Source organism: Mesorhizobium huakuii (assembly GCF_014189455.1).
GTDB classification, from domain to species: Bacteria; Pseudomonadota; Alphaproteobacteria; order Rhizobiales; family Rhizobiaceae; genus Mesorhizobium; species Mesorhizobium huakuii_A.
This window is the reverse complement of sequence record NZ_CP050296.1, coordinates 5520038-5540160: the sequence shown is the minus strand read 5'-3', so window position 1 is coordinate 5540160 and position 20123 is coordinate 5520038. Positions and strand designations below refer to the sequence as shown.

Annotated in this window: 9 protein-coding genes and 1 pseudogene; 1 reads left to right on the top strand and 9 read right to left on the bottom strand. The window is 64.2% G+C overall.

Annotated elements, in window-relative coordinates; translation table 11 throughout:
• Positions 1-7: 7 nt before the first annotated feature.
• From HB778_RS26685 to hutI, 9 genes and pseudogenes are all read right to left on the bottom strand, one after another.
• Positions 8-688 (bottom strand): outer membrane protein, encoded by a 681-nt coding sequence (locus HB778_RS26685; RefSeq protein WP_183458282.1) that lies wholly within the window; start codon positions 686-688, stop codon positions 8-10.
• Positions 689-881: 193 nt separating this feature from the next.
• Positions 882-1643 carry a heme ABC transporter permease gene (locus HB778_RS26680; protein WP_183458281.1) on the bottom strand — a complete coding sequence of 254 codons (762 nt, stop codon included), beginning with the start codon at positions 1641-1643 and terminating at the stop codon, positions 882-884.
• Positions 1644-1772: 129 nt separating this feature from the next.
• Complete coding sequence (locus HB778_RS26675) at positions 1773-3545, bottom strand: glucan ABC transporter ATP-binding protein/ permease (protein ID WP_183458279.1); 1773 nt, start codon at positions 3543-3545, stop codon at positions 1773-1775.
• A gap of 372 nt (positions 3546-3917) precedes the next feature.
• A pseudogene (locus tag HB778_RS26670) lies at positions 3918-12522 on the bottom strand (GH36-type glycosyl hydrolase domain-containing protein).
• 288 nt (positions 12523-12810) lie between these two features.
• Positions 12811-13389, bottom strand: coding sequence for a HutD/Ves family protein (locus HB778_RS26665; protein ID WP_095201675.1), 579 nt, complete (start codon positions 13387-13389; stop codon positions 12811-12813).
• Positions 13390-13393: 4 nt separating this feature from the next.
• Positions 13394-15067 carry a urocanate hydratase gene (gene hutU, locus HB778_RS26660; protein WP_183458277.1) on the bottom strand — a complete coding sequence of 558 codons (1674 nt, stop codon included), beginning with the start codon at positions 15065-15067 and terminating at the stop codon, positions 13394-13396.
• A 23-nt stretch (positions 15068-15090) separates the two neighbouring features.
• Entirely contained in the window at positions 15091-15903 is an 813-nt protein-coding gene (hutG, locus tag HB778_RS26655; RefSeq protein WP_183458275.1) for an N-formylglutamate deformylase, read from the bottom strand.
• Position 15904: 1 nt separating this feature from the next.
• Positions 15905-17443: a histidine ammonia-lyase gene (gene hutH / locus HB778_RS26650; protein ID WP_183458273.1), complete on the bottom strand. Its 1539-nt coding sequence runs from the start codon at positions 17441-17443 to the stop codon at positions 15905-15907.
• A complete protein-coding gene (gene hutI, locus HB778_RS26645) occupies positions 17440-18669 on the bottom strand; it encodes an imidazolonepropionase (protein WP_183458271.1) in 1230 nt (409 codons plus the stop codon). Before hutI ends, hutH begins: the two co-directional genes overlap by 4 nt.
• A 97-nt stretch (positions 18670-18766) precedes the next feature.
• Between hutI and HB778_RS26640 the strand changes: the two genes are divergently transcribed.
• Positions 18767-20122 (top strand): formimidoylglutamate deiminase, encoded by a 1356-nt coding sequence (locus HB778_RS26640; RefSeq protein ID WP_183458269.1) that lies wholly within the window; start codon positions 18767-18769, stop codon positions 20120-20122.
• Position 20123: the final 1 nt, after the last annotated feature.

Sequence of the window (20123 nt, the reverse complement as noted above, 5' to 3'; positions counted from 1 at the left end):
CACCAAATCAGAACTTGAACGTGACGCCAAGCTGCACGTTGTGGGAATACAACTTGGCGTCCTTGAATACGTCGGAGTCGCCTACCCTGTCGTCAAGGTCAACGCCGGAAGTGGCCTTGAAGCGATAGCCGAAATCGAGGTCGATATTCTGTGTCACAGCGTAGGTGACACCCGCACCCACCTGACCGGCAAACCCCCAACCGCCATGCCCGTATCCAAACGTGTCCCCAAAAGGCGCGTCAGCGGTAACATAAGCGGCACCGAGACCACCGCCGACATAGAGCTTGGCATCGCCATAATGCGCGACATCGGCCCAGACGTTGGCGAGAAGATAGGTGGCCGAGATATTGCCGGAAGCAGGACCAGAGCCCGACCTCAGGCCGTTGCTGTAGCTGTACCCACCTGCCTTATAGCGTGCATAGGACACTTCACCCTCGACTCGGAACGTGTCGTTGATGCGCCGACCGACAACGCCGCCCAACACGAATCCGGTCTTGGCATCGACCGAAACGTCATAGGAATAGTAGTGACTCTTCACATTGTTGGGGAAACTGGCGCCGCCGAAGAGCGTAATATACCAAAGATCCTGCGCCGCCGGGATGTCAACGACCGCGTCGGCGGCGTGTGCGGAACTCCAGCCAAGCGCCAGCGCAATTGCGGAGACGCCCGTCAGAAAACGCAGCTTCATTACGGAATCCCTCTCGCCCAATCACCGGTTGACGGTGAATTTCTGCGGTTGAGATGTCAATAAAACAGGCATGTTCTTGTGGAATTTTCAAGGGCGCCTGTTGCCGCCTTGCAACATTGCAGCATTTGCTAATTAATTTCCGGCACGCGCGCCTGCCGCCGCGGTTCAGCCAGTAAACGACATCAGTGAGCCGTCAAATCGCGCGCTCGGCCTGCCGCGCTGCCACACGCCGCATGGCGATGACCCGGCGGCGGCGGATTTCGGTGCGCATCGCCATCAGGTGCAGGGCGAAGAACAGCATCGTGAAGCCGACAGCCATGACCAATAGCGGCCATAGCAGGCTAGGATCGATGGTCGGGCCGCCGAGGCGGAACACCGAGGCCGGCTGGTGCAGCGTGTTCCACCAGTCGACCGAGAATTTGATGATCGGGATGTTGATGAAGCCGACCAGCGTGATGATGGCGGCGGCCCAGGCGGCGCGGCTGGCATCGTCGAGCGCACGGGTCAGCGCGATGATGCCGAGATACATCAAAAACAGCACGAAGACCGAAGTCAGGCGCGCATCCCACACCCACCAGGTGCCCCACATCGGCTTGCCCCAGATCGAACCGGTGATCAGCGCAAGTGCGGTGAAGACCGCACCGATGGGAGCCGCCGATTTCAGCGCGACATCGGCCAGCGGATGGCGCCAGACCAGTGTGCCAAGGGCTGAAACCGCCATCAGCGTGTAGCACATCATGGCGAGCCAGGCGAAAGGCACGTGGATGTACATGATGCGCACGGTGATGCCTTGCTGGAAATCCTCAGGCGCCGCGAAGCTCATATAGAGCCCGATGGCGAGGACAAGAGCGGCGATCGCCGCCAGCCATGGCACGACCTTGTCGGCCAGCGCGACGAAGCGTGTCGGGTTGGCAAGGTCCATCCAGCCGGTCAGGCGTGAAGTCGTGTCGCTCATGCGACTTTACATAGACCGCCGGCGCCATCGGGGCAATCGAGCGGCGGTGTCGCAGGGTGCGTGCGGCGCTGCCCCCCACCCGGACCTTCGGTCCGACCTCCCCACAAGGGGGAGGTAAAAGGACTATGCTTACGCGGCCTCGCCCTGCACGGAGCGGCTGAGACGGCGGACTTCTTCGTCGTTGAGCAGGCCGCCGGCGCGCAGCAGGCTGGCGAAGCGGCCGTTGCGCAGCGACAGTTCGGCGAAGCCGCCCATTTCGACCACCCTGCCCTTGTCCATGAACACGACCAGATCGGCGTCGCGAACGGTGGTCAGGCGGTGGGCGATGATGAAGGTGGTGCGGTCGCGCCTCAGTTCGTCGATCGCTTCCTTGACGCGGTCCTCGGTCTCGACGTCGAGCGCGCTGGTCGCCTCGTCGAGCACCAGGATCGGGGCGTCCTTGAGCACGGCGCGGGCAATGGCGATGCGCTGACGCTCGCCACCCGACAGCTGGCCGCCACGTTCGCCGACCACCGTGTCGTAGCCATTGCTCTTGGCCAGAATGAAGTCCTGCGCGGCAGCCGCGATTGCCGCGGCATGGATCTCGTCATTGCTGGCTTCGGCGCGGCCGACACGGATGTTGTCCTCGATCGAGCGGTTGAGAAGCCCGGCATCCTGGAACACGGTGGCGATCGAATGGCGCAGCGACTTGCGGCTCACGGTGCGGGTGTCGATGCCGTCGATCAGGATACGGCCGCTGGACGGCGAGAAGACGCGCTGCAGCAGGTTGATCAGCGTGGTCTTGCCGGCACCCGTCGGTCCGACGATGGCGACAGTCTGACCAGCCTGGACCTCGAAGGACACGTCGCTGACGCCCTGCCCCGAATTGGCGAATTCGAAGCCGACATCCTCGAAACGGACATGGCCGGTGACGTTGGTGAGATCGCGCAGGCCATCCGGCTCGGCGGTATCGGCGGCCGAGTCCTCGAGCTTGTAGAACTCCTCAAGCTTGGCGCGGGCTTCCGAAATCTGGTTGGCGAAAGCCGACATCTGGTCGAGCCGCGAGATCAGCAGCGTGGCAAAGCCGGTGAAGGCGATGACATCGCCGATGCGCAACTGGCCATGGGTCACCAGATAAGCGCCGATCAGAAGCACCACCATCATCGAGATCGTCGACGACAGACGGTTGAGCGCATTGGCGATAGCCCACCAGTCGAGCACCGGGTTTTGCGCATCCAGCAGATTCTTGACGTACCGGCGCAGCGTCTCGGCCTCATGACCAAGGCGGTTGTAGCTCTGGAGAACGGCAACGTTGCTGACGGAGTCCGTCACATGCGCGAACACCTTGTGATAGTGGCGCTCAACGGCCGCCTGGCCTGCCTTGGTTCGCTTCATCACCAGCCGGCCGATGCAGACATAGAGCACACCGAGCACGAGCAGCACCATCGACATGCGCACGTCCATGGCGAGAGCCGTCGGCACCAGCAGAACCAGCGCCACCGCCGTCGACAGATGCTGGCGCATGAATTCGAGCCACAGGCTGAACAGCGTCTCGACCGCGCGCAACAGCGTGTGCAGGGCGTTGGAGGTGCCGCGCTGGTGGTGCCAGGCGAGCGGCATTGTGATCACGCGCTCGAAGGACTCGCAGAGCACTTCGCTGCGGCAGGCATGCGCGAAACGGTCGGCGCCGCGCGAGACCAGAACGACGGCCAAGACATTGAACGCGCCGAGGCCGGCCCAGACGGCGAGCGTCGAAAACACCGAACCGTGATCGGAGATAGCGTCGATAACCCGGCCGAACATGATCGGCTCGAGGATGGCAACCATGGCCAGCGCGACATTGGCGCCGCAAATCAGCGCGACGCGCTTCTTGTCGGCGGCCAGATACCCCAGCGCTCTCCAATAGATCTGCAGAAGTGACACTTCAGCTACTCCGCCAACTCTCTATTGTGCCCAATACCAATATTGTGCACTGCACCATTCCTTGACACGTAACGGTTGATGCGTCGCAAAACAATGCCCGTCTATCGCTTCCGTTCCCATTTAGCGAACAAAACATGACGACGATGCGAAATCTGACGTGATCACCTAACGGTTTGAGATAAAAGGTGAAATGCCAGCCTTGCGGCAAAATCATGGCAGCAGCCGAGCACTGCCACATTTTTAATCACGACCGTATTGCAAGGCTTAATCGGGAGGCATCTTGCCGGCGCAGTGGCGGATCGCGCGCAAGTAACGAGACGCAGGGTCGCGCGTCCCGAAGGACGCGCGAACAAGCAACCCAAGCTGTTGATTTTACCCCGGTATCTTGACCACGATCTCGGTCTTTGTGCCGGCTTTGGGTTCGAATGAAGCGGACTTTGTTTTCGAACCATCGACTTCTAGCGAGATCGTCTTGGTCTTTTTGTCGCGAACGACGTGAACCTTGATCTCTGCACCCAGCATCTTGAGCGTGGCGTGGTAGCCATCCCAGTGGCTGGGCAGTTTGGGCCGGAACGTGATCTGCTTGCCGCGCCGTTCGATGCCAAGGATGCCTTCGACCGCCGCACGGTAGAGCCAGCCCGCCGAGCCGGTGTACCAGGTCCAGCCGCCGCGCCCGCCCTTGTCGTCTCCGGCATAGATATCGGCGGCGACCACATAGGGTTCGACACGGTATTGCTCGGCCGAAGCCTCATCGGATGCGTGGTTGACCGGATTGAGCATCGAGAAGCAGCGATAGGCTTCATCGGTCTGCCCCATCTCGGCCAGCGCAATGACGAACCACGTCGCCGCATGGGTGTACTGGCCGCCATTCTCCCGCACGCCCGGCGGATAGCTCTTGATATAGCCGGGGTCCTTCTGCGTCTTCGAGAAGGGTGGCGTGAACAGCTTGACGATCTTGAGCTTGTCGTCGACGAGCAGGCTGGTCGCCTGCTGCATCGCCGTCGTCGACCGCGCCGGGTCGCCCTCGCCCGAAAGCACGCTCCAGGACTGGGCTATGGAGTCGATCCTGCACTCTTCGGATGTACGCGACCCCAAAGCCGTGCCGTCGTCAAAACTGCCGCGCCTGTACCATTCGCCGTCCCATGCCGTGCTCTCAAGCGCCCGCTTCAGCGCCTCGGCATGCTTTGCCCAGGCCTGCGCGCGCTTGCTGTCGCCTTCGCTCTTGGCGACGGCGGCGAAGTCGCCAAGCGTCTTCAGCAGGAACCAGCCCAGCCATACGCTCTCGCCCTTGCCGTGCTCGCCGACACGGTTCATGCCGTCGTTCCAGTCGCCGCCAAGGATCAGCGGCAGGCCGGCGGGGCTGCTGCGCTTGATGGCAAGGTCGAGCGCACGCGCGCAATGGTCGTAGAGCGACACCGTCTTCTTCAAGATTTCCGGGGTGAAGAAGGCATCATGCTCGCCCTCGCCCAGCGCCTGTCCATCGATGAAGGGCAACTGCTCCTTCAGGATGGCGGCGTCGCCGGTCACACTGAGATAGCGCGCCGTGGCGTGGGCCAGCCAGACCACGTCGTCGGAAATCATGGTGCGCACGCCGGCTCCGGTGCGCGGCAGCCACCAGTGCTGCACGTCGCCCTCCGGGAACTGCCGCCGCGCGGCGTTGAGGATCTGGTCGCGCGCCAACGTCGGATCATGCGCCAGCAGCGCCAGCGTGTCCTGCAACTGGTCGCGGAAGCCAAAGGCGCCGCTTGCCTGATAGAAGGCCGAGCGGGCGCGGATGCGGCAGGCAAGGCTCTGATAGGGCAGCCAGTGATTGACCATGGCATCGAGCGTCTTATCCGGCGTCTCGACCTGAATGGTATCGAGGAACGCGCGCCACTCGCGCTCGTTGTCGGCCAGGCGCTGGTCGAAATCCTTGCCCCGGTGCGTCTGCACCAGTGCGCTCGCCTGCGCAGGGGTGTCGGCATCACCGAGCAGCCAGAGCAGCGTGACGTCGCCGCCGGCCGGGATCTCGACATCGCGGGCGATCGCCGCGCAGGGATCGTCCCCGGCCTCGACACGGCCCGACAGCGCCGCGCCGGTCAGCACCGCCTGCGGCAGTTCGCTGGACCCATGCCGGCCGAGGAATTCGGAGCGATCCGTCGTCACCGAATGAACAGCGGCATCGGCGGCGAGGAAGGCCACCCGCTCGCTGAAATCGAGCCCGTAGGGGGTTTTTCGCCAGCAGCGCGCCGGTCACCCCGTCGCGCGACGGGACAATGGTTGCCGCCGTGCGCGAGCGATGCCCGCCAAGCACCCATTCGGCATATGCATAGACGCGCAGCCGCGCCGGCACCGAGCCGGAATTCTGAATGCGCAGCCGCGTGATCTTCACCGGATCGACGGGGTCAACCACATGGGTCAGGTCCATCGACAAAGGCCCACGCTTCGAGCGGAAGGTGGAGAAGCCCTGACCATGCCAGGCTTCGTAGGTCATCGAGGGATCGCGCACCACCGCGGCGATCGGCGAGAACGCCCTGCCACTGGCCTGATCGTAGATATAGACGCCCTCGCCCGGCCGGTTGGAGACCGGATCGTTCGACCACGGCGTCAGCTGGTAGTCGCGGCTGTTGCGGCTCCAGGTGAAGGCGGCGCCCTCGGCGGACGTATGGAAGCCGAACGAGGCGTTGGACACGACGTTGATCCAGGGCTGCGGCGTGGTGCGCCGGCCGGCCAGACGGACCACATAGTGCCGTCCGTCGCCGTCGAAACCGCCAAAGCCGTTCCATTGGCTGAGGCCGGTGCCATCGGCACTGACATCCGCCACGGCCTGCGAGGCGAATGCATGCACCGTGTACGCCGGCGCTGGAATTTCACGCAGCGTCGGCAATCCGGTGGGCAGCAGAGTGTCGCGCGCCTGCAAAGCAGCCGCTTCGGCCCGCTCGATCTGATCGAAGATGGTGCCGTTGCGTGTATGCAGCACCACCCGGGCGACGGCGAGCAGCGTCTTGTAGGTGGTCTCTTCCATCAGGTCGCGGCGCACCGCGAAAATGTGCTGGCGGGGGCCAAGTTCCTTGCCGCGCAGACGGCTGTTTTCGCACAGCGTCTCGACCGCACGCTGCAGGTCCTGGACGTAGGACGAAGCCTGTTCGTTGACGACGACGAAGTCGATCATCATGCCGCGGGTGCGCATATATTCCTGGAAGCGCAGCGCCTGGGCAACGATCTCCAGATCGGCGACGTCGCCGATCCTGACCAGGAAGATCGGGAAATCGCCCGAAATGCTGGTCGGCCACAGGCTCGACTGCTTGCCCAGTCCCGAAGCGATGGATTCGGCCGGCAGGCGCAGGAACGCGTCGGGATAGATCAGATAACGCGCCAGTTTCTGCACATTGGCGGCGTCGGTCAGGCTGAGGCCCATATGGCGGGTCTGTACCTGGCTGCGCGTCCAGGCAAGCATGGCCTGGCGGGCAAAGCTCTCCTGATGGTCGAGGCGGTTTATCGCCTCTTCCAGCTCGGGGCGGTTGGCTCCGACTACGGTCCAGAAGGTCAGCGATATCTTCTTGTTGGCGGGCACACGCACCTGGCGACGCAGCGAGGCGATAGGATCGAGCGTGAAGCCGGAATGGCCGCCGAGCCTGGCGCCCGGATCGAAGGCGGCGGCATCGACGATGGAGCGGCCACGGCCGATGAAGGCGCGCCTGTCGGTCTCGGCCTCGGCATCGCGCGCCGGTCCGGACGGATCGGTGACGAAATGCGCCAGGGTGATGTCGGGCTCGCTGGTTTCACGCTTGCGGCGCGTGGCGAAGATCGCGCCGTTGTTGGCGGCGATTTCGGTCTCCACGAACATCTTCGAGAAGGCCGGATGCGCGTTGTCGGAAGCCTCCGAACCCAGCACCAGCTCGGCAAAGGACGTCACCTCGATGTGACGGTCGGATGTGCTTTCATTGTAGAGCGTGATGCGACGGCCTTCGCCATTGCCTTCGGAAACGACGATGCATTCAACCTCGGAGCGCAACGTGCCGACCGATTTGACGAAGCTCGCCTTGTCGTCGGAGAACAGGGTCTGCGCCTTCTCCTCAGGCGCGCGCTTTGGCTCCGCCGTCGCCGACCACCAGTCACCCGTGCTGACGTCACGCAGGAAGATATAGGAACCCAGACGGTCCTCGACCGGGTCCGGCTGCCAGCGGGTCACTGACAGATCGCCCCAGCGGCTGTAGCCGGAGCCTGTCGCGGTCACCATCACCGAATAGCGGCCGTTCGACATCACATTGGTCGAACGCAATGCCCGCAGGGGATCGAGTACAATGCGGGTGTCGGGGCTCTCGGTCTCGGTCTCGTCTTTCGCGCGCTCGTCCGCTTCGGTCCTGACGGTCGCGGTCGGGATGTCGCGCGGCGCCCTCTCCTGCAGCAAGAGTTCGGCCGATTCAATGACTGGATCGCTGTGGAAACGGTCGCGCAGGCGGCCCTCGAAGATCGCGTCGGCGACCGCCGCGATCGACATGCCCGAATGGTGCGCATAGTAGTTCAGAACGACCGCGTGGTTGGTGCCTTCAGGCACGCGCTGCGGCGTGAAATCGACAGCATCGTAATAGCCATGCGGGCCAAGCGCACCGATCTCGCGCAGACGCTCAAGATTGTGCACGGCTTCACGCGGGTTGAACTGCGCCGCCAGTATTGTGGCGTAAGGCGCGATCACCGTGTTCTGGCCAAGGCCGCGCTTCAGGCCAAGCCCGGGCACGCCGAAATTGGTGTACTGATAGGTCAGTTCCCGGTCGCGGGCGTTGTAGGCGGCTTCCGAAATGCCCCACGGCACGTTTTTCTGCCGGCCGTACTGCATCTGGCGCTTGATGATCAGCTTGCTGGTCTGGTTGAGGATCGAGCCTTGCGGCTCCTTCATCACCAGCGGCGGCATCAGATACTCGAACATCGAGCCCGACCAGGACATCAGCGCGCCCTGGAACCCGATCTCGACGATCGGGCGGCCGAGCCGGAACCAGTGCTCGGTCGGCAGGTCGCCCTTGGCGATGGCGAACAGGCTGGTCAGCCGCGCCTCGGAGGCGAGAAGGTCGTAGCAGCTTTCGTCGAGCTGGTGCTCCTCGACGCGGTAGCCGATCGACAGCAGCTTGCGTTCCGGCCGCATCAGGAAGGCGAATTCCATCTCGAAGGCGAAACGGCGCGTACGCTCGCGCAAGGTCAGGAGCTTGGCGCGCAGCGCCTCGACGGCGTTGTCGTCGCTGTGGGCGTCGTGAACATGCGCCTCGCAGGTAGCCTCGAGCCTCGCTGCCCAGTCGACGATGACATCGCTCTGCGCCGACGCCGCCTCGGTGTGGATAGCGGTCGCCAGCTTGCGGATCTCGCCCGCCAGCACGGCGAGGTTGATGGTGCGGATCGAGGCCATCTCCGGCTGCGCCTTGATCGTTTCGACGGCGCGCCGCATGCCGTCCAGACGGTCGACGAGACGCTGGCGCAGCGGTCGGAGCTGCCGGCGGTCGTCGGGCAACTGATCGAGGCTTTCGCTCAGAATGGTGACCGTGTCGAGAATGCCTTCGAAATCGCCCTGGAGGTGCACGGAAGGCGCTTCCGCCCACTCGGCACAGGCAGCCGCCACCGCCACCAGGTGGCCGGCGAGATTGCCGCTGTCGACGGCCGAAATATAGAGCGGGTAGAGCGGCTTCAGCGTCGTGGTGTCGTACCAGTTGAAGAGATGGCGCGGTGGCGCGGCATGCTCTCGATGGTCGTCATGGTGGCGTCGATGCGGGTGATGGCATCAGACAGGCTGATCCAGCCGAAATCACGCGCCGAAACGACCGACAGAAGATAGACGCCGACATTGGTCGGCGACGTGCGCGGTGCCACGACGGGTGCCGGGCTTTCCTGGAAATTGTCCGGCGGCAGATTGTGATGCTCTTCTGTGACGAAGCTCTCGAAATAGTGCCAGGTGCGCCGCGCCACGGTGCGCAGCGCATGGATGTCGGCCTGCGATATGCGCAGGCGATCCTCGGTTTCGGCCGAGCGGCTGATCCAGCTGGCGATCGCCGGCGAACCGATCCAGAACAGGGCGAAGAAGAAGGCGACGAAGGCGCCGGTGGAATCGGCCAGCACCGGAATGGCGAGGCCGACGAAGCCGATGATCACGGCGCCGTACATCATGCCGTAGTAGGAGCCGACATCATTGTCGCCGGCCTTGTGCGCCTGCGAGGCGGTGCGCCATTCCAGGAGGTTCTGGCGGCTGACGAACAGCCGGTAGAGCGTGCGCACGATGGCGTCGCCCATCATCCAGGCGTTGTGCGCCATCAGCACGATCTTCAGCGCCACCATGGCGGTGCCGAAGGCGACGTCGCGTGCAAGGGCCGAGAAATGGCCGCGCGGCGTCTGGTCGCCGCTCTTGGGCAGGATGGCGTTGACGACGTCGAAGGTCGGCGCCATGAACAGGCTGAGGATCAGCAATGCCTGCCATTGCGCGGCCTGCGTGAAGGGCAGCAAGGTCCAGCCGGCAATCGCCGCCATCACCCAGAAGATCGGCGTCAGCGAGCGGCGCAGATTATCGACCATCTTCCAGCGCGACAGGGCCGGAACGCCGGAGCGCGGATCGAGGATGAAGCCCAGCAGCTGCCAGTCGCCGCGTGCCCAGCGGTGGTGGCGCGAGGCGTCGACCGAGTAGCGGGTCGGGTAGTCCTCGACCAGTTCGACGTCGGTGACAAGTGCTGCGCGCGCCAGCGCGCCTTCGAGCAGATCGTGGCTGAGGACGGTGTTTTCCTCGATGCGGCCTTGCAGGGCGGCCTCGAAGGCATCGACGTGGTAGAGGCCCTTGCCGGTGAAAGACCCATCGCTGAAGACGTCCTGATAAAGGTCGGAGACGGCGAAGACGTAGGGGTCCAGACCGCGATTGGCCGAGAACACACGCTGGAAGAACGAAGCCTCGTCGCCTGATGTCAGCGACGCGGTGATGCGCGGCTGCAGGATCGTGTAGCCGGCAGTAACAACGCGTTTGGTGGCGTCGAAATGCGGGCGGTTGAGCGGATGGCAGAGCTTGCCGACGAGGCTCGCCACCGCGTCGCGGGTGGTGCGCGTGTCGGCGTCGAGCGTCATCACATGGACGACTTTTTCCGGCAGCGGCACTTCGAGCGGCAGGAAAGTGGTGTCGCTGTCGCCACGCAGCAAAAGGTCAAGCTCATGCAGCTTGCCGCGCTTGCGCTCCCAGCCCATCCAGGCCCCTTGAGCCGCGTTGAAGAGCCGGCGGCGGTGCAGGATGTAGAAGCGCGGCGCGCCTTCGGAGGGATAGCGGGCATTGAGACGGGCGATCTCGGCGCGGGCATATTCGAGGATCTCGGTGTCCGCGGCATCGATCTCGATCTTGCTGTCGGGCCAGTCCGACAGCAGTGCGAAATGGATCTCGTCCACCAGATTGGCAAGGTAGTGCACTTCGAGGTTACGGATGTTTTCCTCGACATCGTCGCGCGAGCCGATCAGCGACGGCACAACCACCAGAGTGCGCGCCTCGGGTGGCACGCCGTGCCGATAGTCATAGCCGATCAGGCGTGTCGGTTTGAGGAACAGCGAGACCACGGTGTTGAAGAAGGCCAGCGCGCCCTCGCTCGCCGGCACGGCAAACAGCGCCAGCATCACGATGATCGAGGTCACCGACAGGCCGAGATGGGCCAACGCATTGCCAGTGAGGACAAGAAGCAGGGCCGTCAGGGCGAAAACCGGCAGGACGATGCCCAGCCATCCGGTCTTGGCGAAGGTCCGCTTGACCGTCTGGCTGATGGTGGGCCGATAGCCGATCGCTTTTTCCAGTTCCAGCCGGCGCGGGCCGACGAGGAAGAAGCCGACATCGGTATGCGCGGACGGAGCCGGAGCGGAATCGTCGCCATCACCAGCCGATGCGTGTTCGCTGGCGGCGTGTTCACTAGCGGCTTGGCCGGCCAGTTCGATGGCCTTTTCGGCGACGCGGTATTCCGACAGGTTCGAGCGGCGCGCCAGTTCCTCGATCGCGGTGCGGTATTGATCGCGCGAGAAGAAGTCGAGCGCGGCGAAATCGGTGCGCTCGCGCAGCACGGTATCGATGCGACTGACGCCTTCGAACCACACGGTCCAGTCGACGTCGTTGATGAGGCGCAGGCCGCGGATGATGTTGCCGGTCGTCACATTGCCGCTGGACAGCGTGTGATGCTCGGAGATGATGATCTCCTCGGCATCGGAGCCGGTCTTTTTCGAGCTCGCCTTCCAGCCATTCCAGGGCCTTGCCGGCATTCTGCGATCCATCGCGCAAGCGATAGAGAAGCTGCGTGGCAAAGGTGGTGTCCTGCGCATGCGCACTGAAATTGGCCAGGATCGCCTGCCGGTCGGCGCTGTCGTCGGTCGCCAGAACCTTGTCAGCCACATCGTTGGATATCTGGCGCATCTGGCGGGTGCGATTGACCCTGACGGCCAGCCGGCGGAGATTTTCGATCAGCACGAAGCGCAGAAGCGACGGCAGCGCCCAGAGTTCACCGATCTTCAGCGGCTCGACCGACTGAAACCCCTGGACGATGGACTTGAACATGGTCGCCGAGACGGAACTGTCCGAATGCGCTACATAGGTCCAGGCCAGCGCCAGAGCGCGTGGTACGGTGCCGCCACCGGGCAATTTCAGCGTCGGCAGCTGGCGATAGAAGCGGCGCGGCAGGTCGCGCTTGACCTGGAAAATGGTCTCCTCGACCAGATAGTTGTTGTCGAGCAGCCATTGCGCGGCCGGGGTGATGGTTTCGCCCTTGGCCTGCGCCGCATTGGTCGACCGGTAGACTTCGAGGATCTTCTTGGCGCTGTCGCGGATACGGGCCTGGAAATCGAACGGGATCAGGCCGAACAGGTCGGTGAGATCGCCTTTTGCCAGGCTTTCGCCGAGCAGCCTCAGGCGCTCCTCGGGCAGGAATGTCGACCGTATCGGCTCTTCCGTGATGGCCGGAAAGCTCGCGCTTGTCTTCTCGATCTGGGCAGGATTCGTCTGAATATTCATTGAAAATTCCGTAAGCGGGCACTCAGCGGCGTCACCGCCACGGCAATGGCCCTAAAACCGGTTCAAATGCAATTGGTTGCATCAACCCCTATGCCGAAAGTTTGTTTCCGCACCACGACAGGGCGTCATCTTTCGACCAAACTCAAAGACGAGCGCCCCTCGCTCCCGTCGGGATCGATCGACGGGGAGGATTCGGGCTTTTTCGTGATGCCGGCAAGAGCTTACGCTATATTTCGCCGGCATTGCGATCATGTTTGGAAACAGGCGGTAACCGTTGGCGCGAAAGCATCAGGCCGCGGTGGTTATCCGGACCACGAACAGCGTCGTATCCCGAGCCGGCTCAACCCGCAGGACGGAAGCATCCGACCCGAGCAGCAGCGTGTCGAGCGGGCCGAGGCGAATTGACTGAGCTTCGGGGAAAACAGCTTCGCCCTTGTGACAAAGGATGAGGGTCGAACCGGCGCGGGTTGCGATGTCCACAGGCCGCGAAACCGCCAGACGCTCGACCGAATGCAGCATGCGGCCACGGCGCGTCATGACGTTGAGGTCGGTGATCGGGCCGGCGATCAGCGCAGCACTGGTCGGCAGGTCGGCTGGAAAGGCATAAGGCTGGGAAACCGGTGTCAGCCGGGCCGCCGGTTGGCCGGCGACATCAAGCACCATCCCCTCGCCTTCCAGCACCGACAGCGTGCGGTCGATGCCGGTAAAGCTGGAGAACGGCCCGCTGCCCTCGACGCGCGCCATCGAGACGCGCCAGTCGAACGCGTCGAGACCGGCGCTGTCAGGCGAAACGGCGACCTCGGTCGTCGTGCCGCCGCCGTTCTTCCACGGCATGACGCGGTAGTCGGCGGCACGAAGGATGCGCATGATGTCAGCCGAGAATGCCGGGCAGATTGAGCTGGTGCTCCTTTGCGCACTCGATGGCGATGTCGTAGCCGGCATCGGCATGGCGCATGACACCGGTCGCCGGGTCGTTCCACAGCACGCGCTCCAGGCGCCTGGCGGCGTCCGGCGTGCCGTCGGCGACGATGACCATGCCTGCATGCTGGGAAAAACCCATGCCGACGCCGCCGCCATGATGCAGCGACACCCAGGTGGCGCCCGACGCGGTGTTGAGCAGCGCGTTGAGCAGCGGCCAGTCGGACACGGCGTCCGAGCCGTCCTTCATCGCTTCCGTCTCGCGGTTCGGCGAAGCGACTGAGCCGGAATCGAGGTGATCGCGGCCGATGACGACTGGCGCCTTGAGTTCGCCCTTGGCCACCATCTCGTTAAAGGCAAGGCCCAGCCGGTGGCGGTCGCCGAGACCGACCCAGCAGATGCGGGCCGGCAGACCCTGAAAGGTAATGCGCTCGCGCGCCATGTCGAGCCAGTTGTGCAGATGGGTGTTGCCGGGGGTGAGTTCGCGCACCTTGGCGTCGGTCTTGTAGATATCCTCCGGATCGCCGGAGAGCGCGGCCCAGCGGAATGGGCCGATGCCGCGGCAGAACAGCGGGCGGATATAGGCCGGCACGAAACCGGGGAAAGCGAAAGCGTTCTCAAAGCCTTCGTCCTTGGCAACCTGGCGGATGTTGTTGCCGTAGTCGAGCGTCGGCACGCCGGCGTTCCAGAACGCCACCATCGCCTCGACATGTTCGCGCATGGAGGCACGGGCCGCCTTCTCGACAGCCTTCGGGTCGCTGACACGCTTCTCGCGCCATTCGGCCATGGTCCAGCCCTTCGGCAGATAACCATTGATCGGATCGTGGGCTGAGGTCTGGTCGGTGACCATGTCGGGACGGATGCCGCGCCTGAACATTTCCGGCACGATCTCGGCCGCGTTGCCGAGCAGACCGACGGATTTCGCCTCTCCGGCCTTGGTCCAGCGCTCGATCATCTCCATCGCTTCGTCGAGCGTCTCGGCCTTCTCGTCGACATAGCGGGTGCGCAGGCGGAAATCGATCGAGTCCGGATTGCATTCGATGGCGAGGCAGCAGGCGCCGGCCATGACGGCCGCCAGCGGCTGGGCGCCGCCCATGCCGCCGAGGCCGCCGGTCAGGATCCATTTGCCCTTGAGGTTGCCGCCATAATGCTGGCGGCCGGCTTCGACGAAGGTCTCGTAGGTGCCCTGCACGATGCCTTGCGTGCCGATGTAGATCCACGAGCCGGCCGTCATCTGGCCGTACATCATCAGGCCCTTTTTATCGAGCTCGTTGAATTTATCCCAGGTCGCCCAATGCGGCACCAGATTGGAGTTGGCGATCAGCACGCGCGGCGCATCGGCGTGGGTGCGGAACACGCCGACCGGCTTGCCCGACTGCACCAGCAGCGTCTCGTCCTCGCCAAGCGTCTTCAGCGAGGCGACGATGCTGTCAAAATCGTTCCAGGTGCGCGCCGCCCGGCCGATGCCGCCATAGACGACCAGCTCGTTGGGGTTCTCCGCGACCTCGGGGTCGAGATTGTTCATCAGCATGCGCAGCGGCGCTTCGGTCGTCCAATAGCGGGCGTTGAGCTTGTCGCCGCGCGGCGCACGGACTTCGCGAATGTTGTGGCGAGGATTGTTCATCATTGTCCCTTTCGGATGGCGGCGCGTCAGCGCCCTGCCCAGTCAATGGCGGTTTGAAGGATTTTGGTCAGTGTGGCGCGGATCGGCGCGGCAAACTCGGCGTCATAAGGAACCGGCCAATTGTCCGGCTCGCCCTTGGCCTCGGGCTCGCGCAGATAGCCGCGATCGGCGAGTTCCATCTGCAACGCATGGTAGCCGCCTTGCGGATTGCCGAAGTAGCGCGTGATCCAGCCACCCTTGAAGCGGCCGTTGATCACATAGCTTTCACCGCTTTCAGCCATGATCTGGCCGACCAATGCCTGCAGCGTCGGGTCGGCGGTCTGGCCGTCATTGGTGCCGAGATTGAACACCGGCAGGGTGCCGTAGAACAGGCGCGGCAGCACCGAACGGATCGAGTGGCAATCGTAGATGACGATTTTTTCGTGCAGGCCGCGCAGCCTGACGGCCTGGGCCGCCAGCATTTCATGGTAGGGCACGAAATAGGATATACGGCGCTGGTCGATCTCCGCCGGCGTCGGCTCTTCGCCGGGCAGGTAAAGCGGATCGCCGTCGAAAGTCTCCGTCGGGCAAAGCGTCGTCGTCGTCTGCCCCGGATAGAGCGACGCGCCGGAAGGATCACGGTTGACGTCGATGACCGTGCGCGAGATCGACGTATGCACCACCGTCGCGCCAAGGCCGGCGGCAAAATCGTAGAGATTGTCGATCCACCAGTCGCAATCGCGGCGGCCGAGCCAGGGCGAGACCAGCCGGTTGTCGATTCCGGCGAGATCGGTGCCGGTATGCGGGATCGACACCAGCAGAGGTGCCGTGCCTTCCGTCACTGTCAGCCAGTCGGTCATGTCAGGCTCCCGAGATCGAAGGCAGTGTTACCGCGCCGGCCGCCTTGATCGTCGCACCGCTGCGCACCATGGCGATCGCCTTTTCCATGTCGGGGTGGAAATGCCGGTCATTGTCGAGATGCGGCACTTCGGCCCGGACCAGCTTGCGTACCGCTTCCAGCGCGTTGCTCGACGCCAGCGGCTGGTGGAAATCGCAGCCTTGCGCGGCCGCCAGCAATTCGATGCCAATCACCGCCGTCGCGTTCTCGACCATGCCGATCAGCCGGCGCGCGCCGTGCGCGGCCATCGAGACGTGGTCTTCCTGGTTGGCCGAGGTCGGGATGGAATCGACACTGGCCGGATAGGCCTTCTGCTTGTTTTCTGAAACGAGTGCCGCCGCCGTCACCTGCGGGATCATGAAGCCGGAGTTGAGGCCGGGCTTGGGCGTCAGGAAGGCTGGCATGCCGGACAGCGCCGGATCGACCAGCATGGCGATGCGGCGTTCCGAGAGCGAGCCGATCTCGCAGACGGCCAGCGCGATCATGTCGGCGGCGAAGGCCACCGGCTCGGCGTGGAAGTTGCCGCCGGACAGCGCGGTGTCGTCCTCGGCGAAGATCAGCGGATTGTCAGTGACGCCATTGGCTTCAGTGCCGAGCGTGTCGGCCGCCTGGCGCAGCACTGTTAAAGCCGCGCCCATCACTTGCGGCTGGCAGCGCAGGCAATAGGGATCCTGGACGCGTTCGTCGCCGACACGGTGCGATTCCCTGATAGCGCTGCCGGCCATCAGATTGCGCAGCGCCTCCGCCGTCTCGATCTGGCCACGGTGCTTCCTCAGCACATGGATACGCGGATCGAACGGCGCGTCGGACCCCTTGGCGGCATCGGTCGACAGCGCGCCGGCAACCAACGCCGACTGGTAGAGCACTTCAGCCTCGAACAAAGCGGCCAGCGCATAGGCGGTGGAGAACTGCGTGCCGTTGAGCAGCGCCAGGCCTTCTTTGGCGCCCAATGTCACCGGCTCCAGTCCGTGCGAGACGAAGGCGACCTTGGCCGGGAAGCGGCCATGCGGGGTAAAGCATTCGCCGACGCCGATCATCACGGCCGTCATGTGCGACAGCGGCGCGAGATCGCCGGAAGCACCGACCGAGCCTTGCGCCGGCACCACCGGGATGACGTCGTTGGCGAGCATCGCTTCCAGCAATTCGATGGTTTCGGCGCGCACACCCGAGGCGCCCTGCGCCAGGCTGGCAAGCTTCAGGGCCATCATCAGGCGGGCAATTGCGACCGGCATCGGCTCGCCGACACCGGCGGCGTGCGAGAGTACGATGTTGCGCTGCAAGGTCTCGAGATCGCTGGCCGGGATGCGGACGCTGGCCAGTTTGCCGAAGCCGGTATTGATGCCGTAGACCGGCTCGCCCTTGGCAACGATCCTGGCGACGGCCTCGGCGCTCGCCTTGATTTTCGGACGGCAGGCATCGTCCAGCTTCGGCACGGCGCCACGGTAGATGGCGCGCCAGTCGGCCAGCGTCGCGTTGCCGGGCTTCAAGGTCAGTTCGGTCATTGTCCTCTCCAGATGCGGGCATGGAGCGGATTGAAGCCCATGCGGTAGACGAGTTCGGCGGGACGCTCGATGTCCCAGATCGCCAGGTCGGCGGATTTGCCAGCCTCCAGCGTGCCAGCTTTGTCGAGAAGGCCAAGCGCGCGCGCGGCCTCGCGGGTGACGCCGGCGAGGCACTCATCGACGGTCAAGCCAAAGAGCGTCGCTGCCATATTCATGGTGAGCAACAGCGAGGTGAGCGGCGAGGTGCCGGGATTGCTGTCCGTCGCCACCGCCATCTTCACGCCATGGCGGCGGATCAGGTCGATTGGCGGCTTCTTGGTTTCGCGGATGAAGTAGTATGCGCCGGGCAGGATGGTCGCCACCGTGCCGGCCTTCGCCATCGCGGCAGCGCCCGCCTCGTCCGTATATTCGAGATGGTCGGCGGACAGCGCGCCATAGCTGGCGGCAAGTGCTGCGCCGTGCAGGTTGGACAGCTGGTCGGCGTGAAGTTTGACCGGCAGGCCCAGGGCCTTGGCGGCATCGAAAATGCGCGCCATTTGCTCAGGTGAGAACGCTATGCCTTCGCAAAAACCGTCGACCGCATCGGCCAGCCCTTCGGCGGCAACCGCCGGAACAATCTGCTTGGCGACCAGATCGATAAAAGCGTCCTTGTCCCCCTTGGCTTCGGGCGGCAGGGCGTGTGCGGCGAGGCACGTCGTGCGAACGGTGACGGGGCGCTCATTGGCCAGCCGGCGGGCGGCACGCAGCGACTTCTTCTCATTGTCGAGATCGAGGCCGTAGCCCGATTTGACTTCGACTGATGTGACACCTTCGGCCATCAGCGCATCGAGGCGCGGCAGCGTCTGGGCGACGAGCTCGTCCTCGCTTGCGGCGCGCAGTGACTTGACCGAGGACACGATGCCGCCGCCGGCCCTGGCGACCTCTTCATAGGTGGCACCTGCCAGCCGCATCTCGAATTCGTTGGCGCGGTTGCCGGCATAGACAAGATGCGTGTGGCAGTCGATCAGGCCGGGCGTGATCCATCGGCCCTCGCAATCGATGATCTCGGCGCCCTGCCCTGCCGAAGCCGGCATCGAGGCCTCTGCGCCGGCATATACAATGACACCGTCGCGCGCGGCGATCGCGCCTTTCTCGACAATGCCGAGGCCAGCCACACCGTCGGCCATGGTCGCCAGGCGCGCATTGCGCCAGACACGAAGGCCGCTCTTCTTGTTTGCTCCACCCATCATCTTTTCCATTTGAAAGGATGGCGATTATGTATATACATATTGAAACGCGACGCAAGTGGTATCGTCGCTCAGGCATGCAGATTTGGAGACGGACGTGACGGCGATCTTTGCGGAACAGGCGCTGCTGCCCGAGGGCTGGCAAGGCAATGTCAGGATCGCGCTCGATGGTGGCCGCATCGCCACCGTCGAAGCAGACGCAACGCCGCAGGCCGGCGACGAGCGCCACGCCATTCTCGTGCCCGGCATGCCCAATCTGCACAGCCATGCCTTCCAGCGCGGCATGGCCGGGCTTGCCGAACTTCGCGGCCCTTCCGCCGACAGTTTCTGGAGCTGGCGCGAGGTGATGTACCGCTTCGCGCTGTCGATGACGCCCGACCAGGTCGAGGCGGTTGCCGCACAGCTCTATGTCGAGATGCTTGAGGCCGGTTTCTCGCGCGTCGGCGAATTTCACTATCTGCACCACGACCGCGATGGGAAACCCTACGCCAATCTCGCCGAGATGGCCGAGCGCATCGCCGCCGCCGCGGGCGAAACGGGTATCGGGCTGACACTGCTGCCGGTGTTCTATGCGCACTCCTCCTTCGGCGGTGCCGCGCCGAACGAGGGCCAAAGGCGATTTATCAACGATGTGAATCGGTTCTCCCGGCTTGTTGAGAAGAGCCGCGAATCGGTTCGCGCGTTGAATCAGGCCGTCGTCGGCGTCGCGCCGCACAGTCTGCGCGCCGCGACGCCAGAGGAACTGAACCAGGTCGCTGCTTTGGCGCCGAATGGGCCGATCCACATCCACGTCGCGGAGCAGGTGAAGGAGGTCGAGGACTGCGTTGCCTGGTCCGGCGCGCGGCCGGTGGAGTTTCTGCTGGCCAACGCCGAGGTCGACCAGCGCTGGTGCCTGATCCATGCTACCCATATGACTGATACCGAAACCATCGGTATGGCGAAGAGCGGCGCCATCGCCGGCCTTTGCCCGATCACCGAGGCCAATCTCGGCGACGGCACGTTTGCCGCACCACTGTTCACCGAGCATGGCGGCCGCTTTGGCGTCGGCTCCGATTCCAACGTGCTGATTGGCCTGCCCGACGAGTTGCGCCAACTGGAATATTCGCAACGCCTCGCCCACCGCGCCCGCAATGTGCTGGCGGTAGCCGGCGGCTCGACCGGGCGTGCGCTGTTCGACGCCGCACTCGACGGCGGCAGCGTCGCGCTCGGTGCCGGCGCTTCCCAGATCGCCGTTGGCGCAGCCGCCGATCTCGTCTCGCTCGACGCCAACACCCCCTCACTAGCCGGCAAGACCGGCGACGCGATCCTCGACGCCTGGATCTTCGCCAATGGCAGCAAGGTCGACTGCGTCTGGGTGCATGGCAAGAAGCAGGTCAGTGGCGGCAGGCATGCGAAGGGCACGGCTATCGCCGAGCGATTCCGCAAGGTCATGACCGCGCTGTCGCAGAACTGAA

Bases quoted from the DNA above. Each gene is read 5' to 3' on its own strand.
- HB778_RS26685 (WP_183458282.1), bottom strand. From the start codon at position 688: ATGAAGCTGCGTTTTCTGACGGGCGTCTCCGCAATTGCGCTGGCGCTT.
- HB778_RS26680 (WP_183458281.1), bottom strand. From the start codon at position 1,643: ATGAGCGACACGACTTCACGCCTGACCGGCTGGATGGACCTTGCCAAC.
- HB778_RS26665 (WP_095201675.1), bottom strand. From the start codon at position 13,389: ATGCGCATCCTTCGTGCCGCCGACTACCGCGTCATGCCGTGGAAGAAC.
- hutU (WP_183458277.1), bottom strand. From the start codon at position 15,067: ATGATGAACAATCCTCGCCACAACATTCGCGAAGTCCGTGCGCCGCGC.
- hutG (WP_183458275.1), bottom strand. From the start codon at position 15,903: ATGACCGACTGGCTGACAGTGACGGAAGGCACGGCACCTCTGCTGGTG.
- hutH (WP_183458273.1), bottom strand. From the start codon at position 17,443: ATGACCGAACTGACCTTGAAGCCCGGCAACGCGACGCTGGCCGACTGG.
- hutI (WP_183458271.1), bottom strand. From the start codon at position 18,669: ATGGGTGGAGCAAACAAGAAGAGCGGCCTTCGTGTCTGGCGCAATGCG.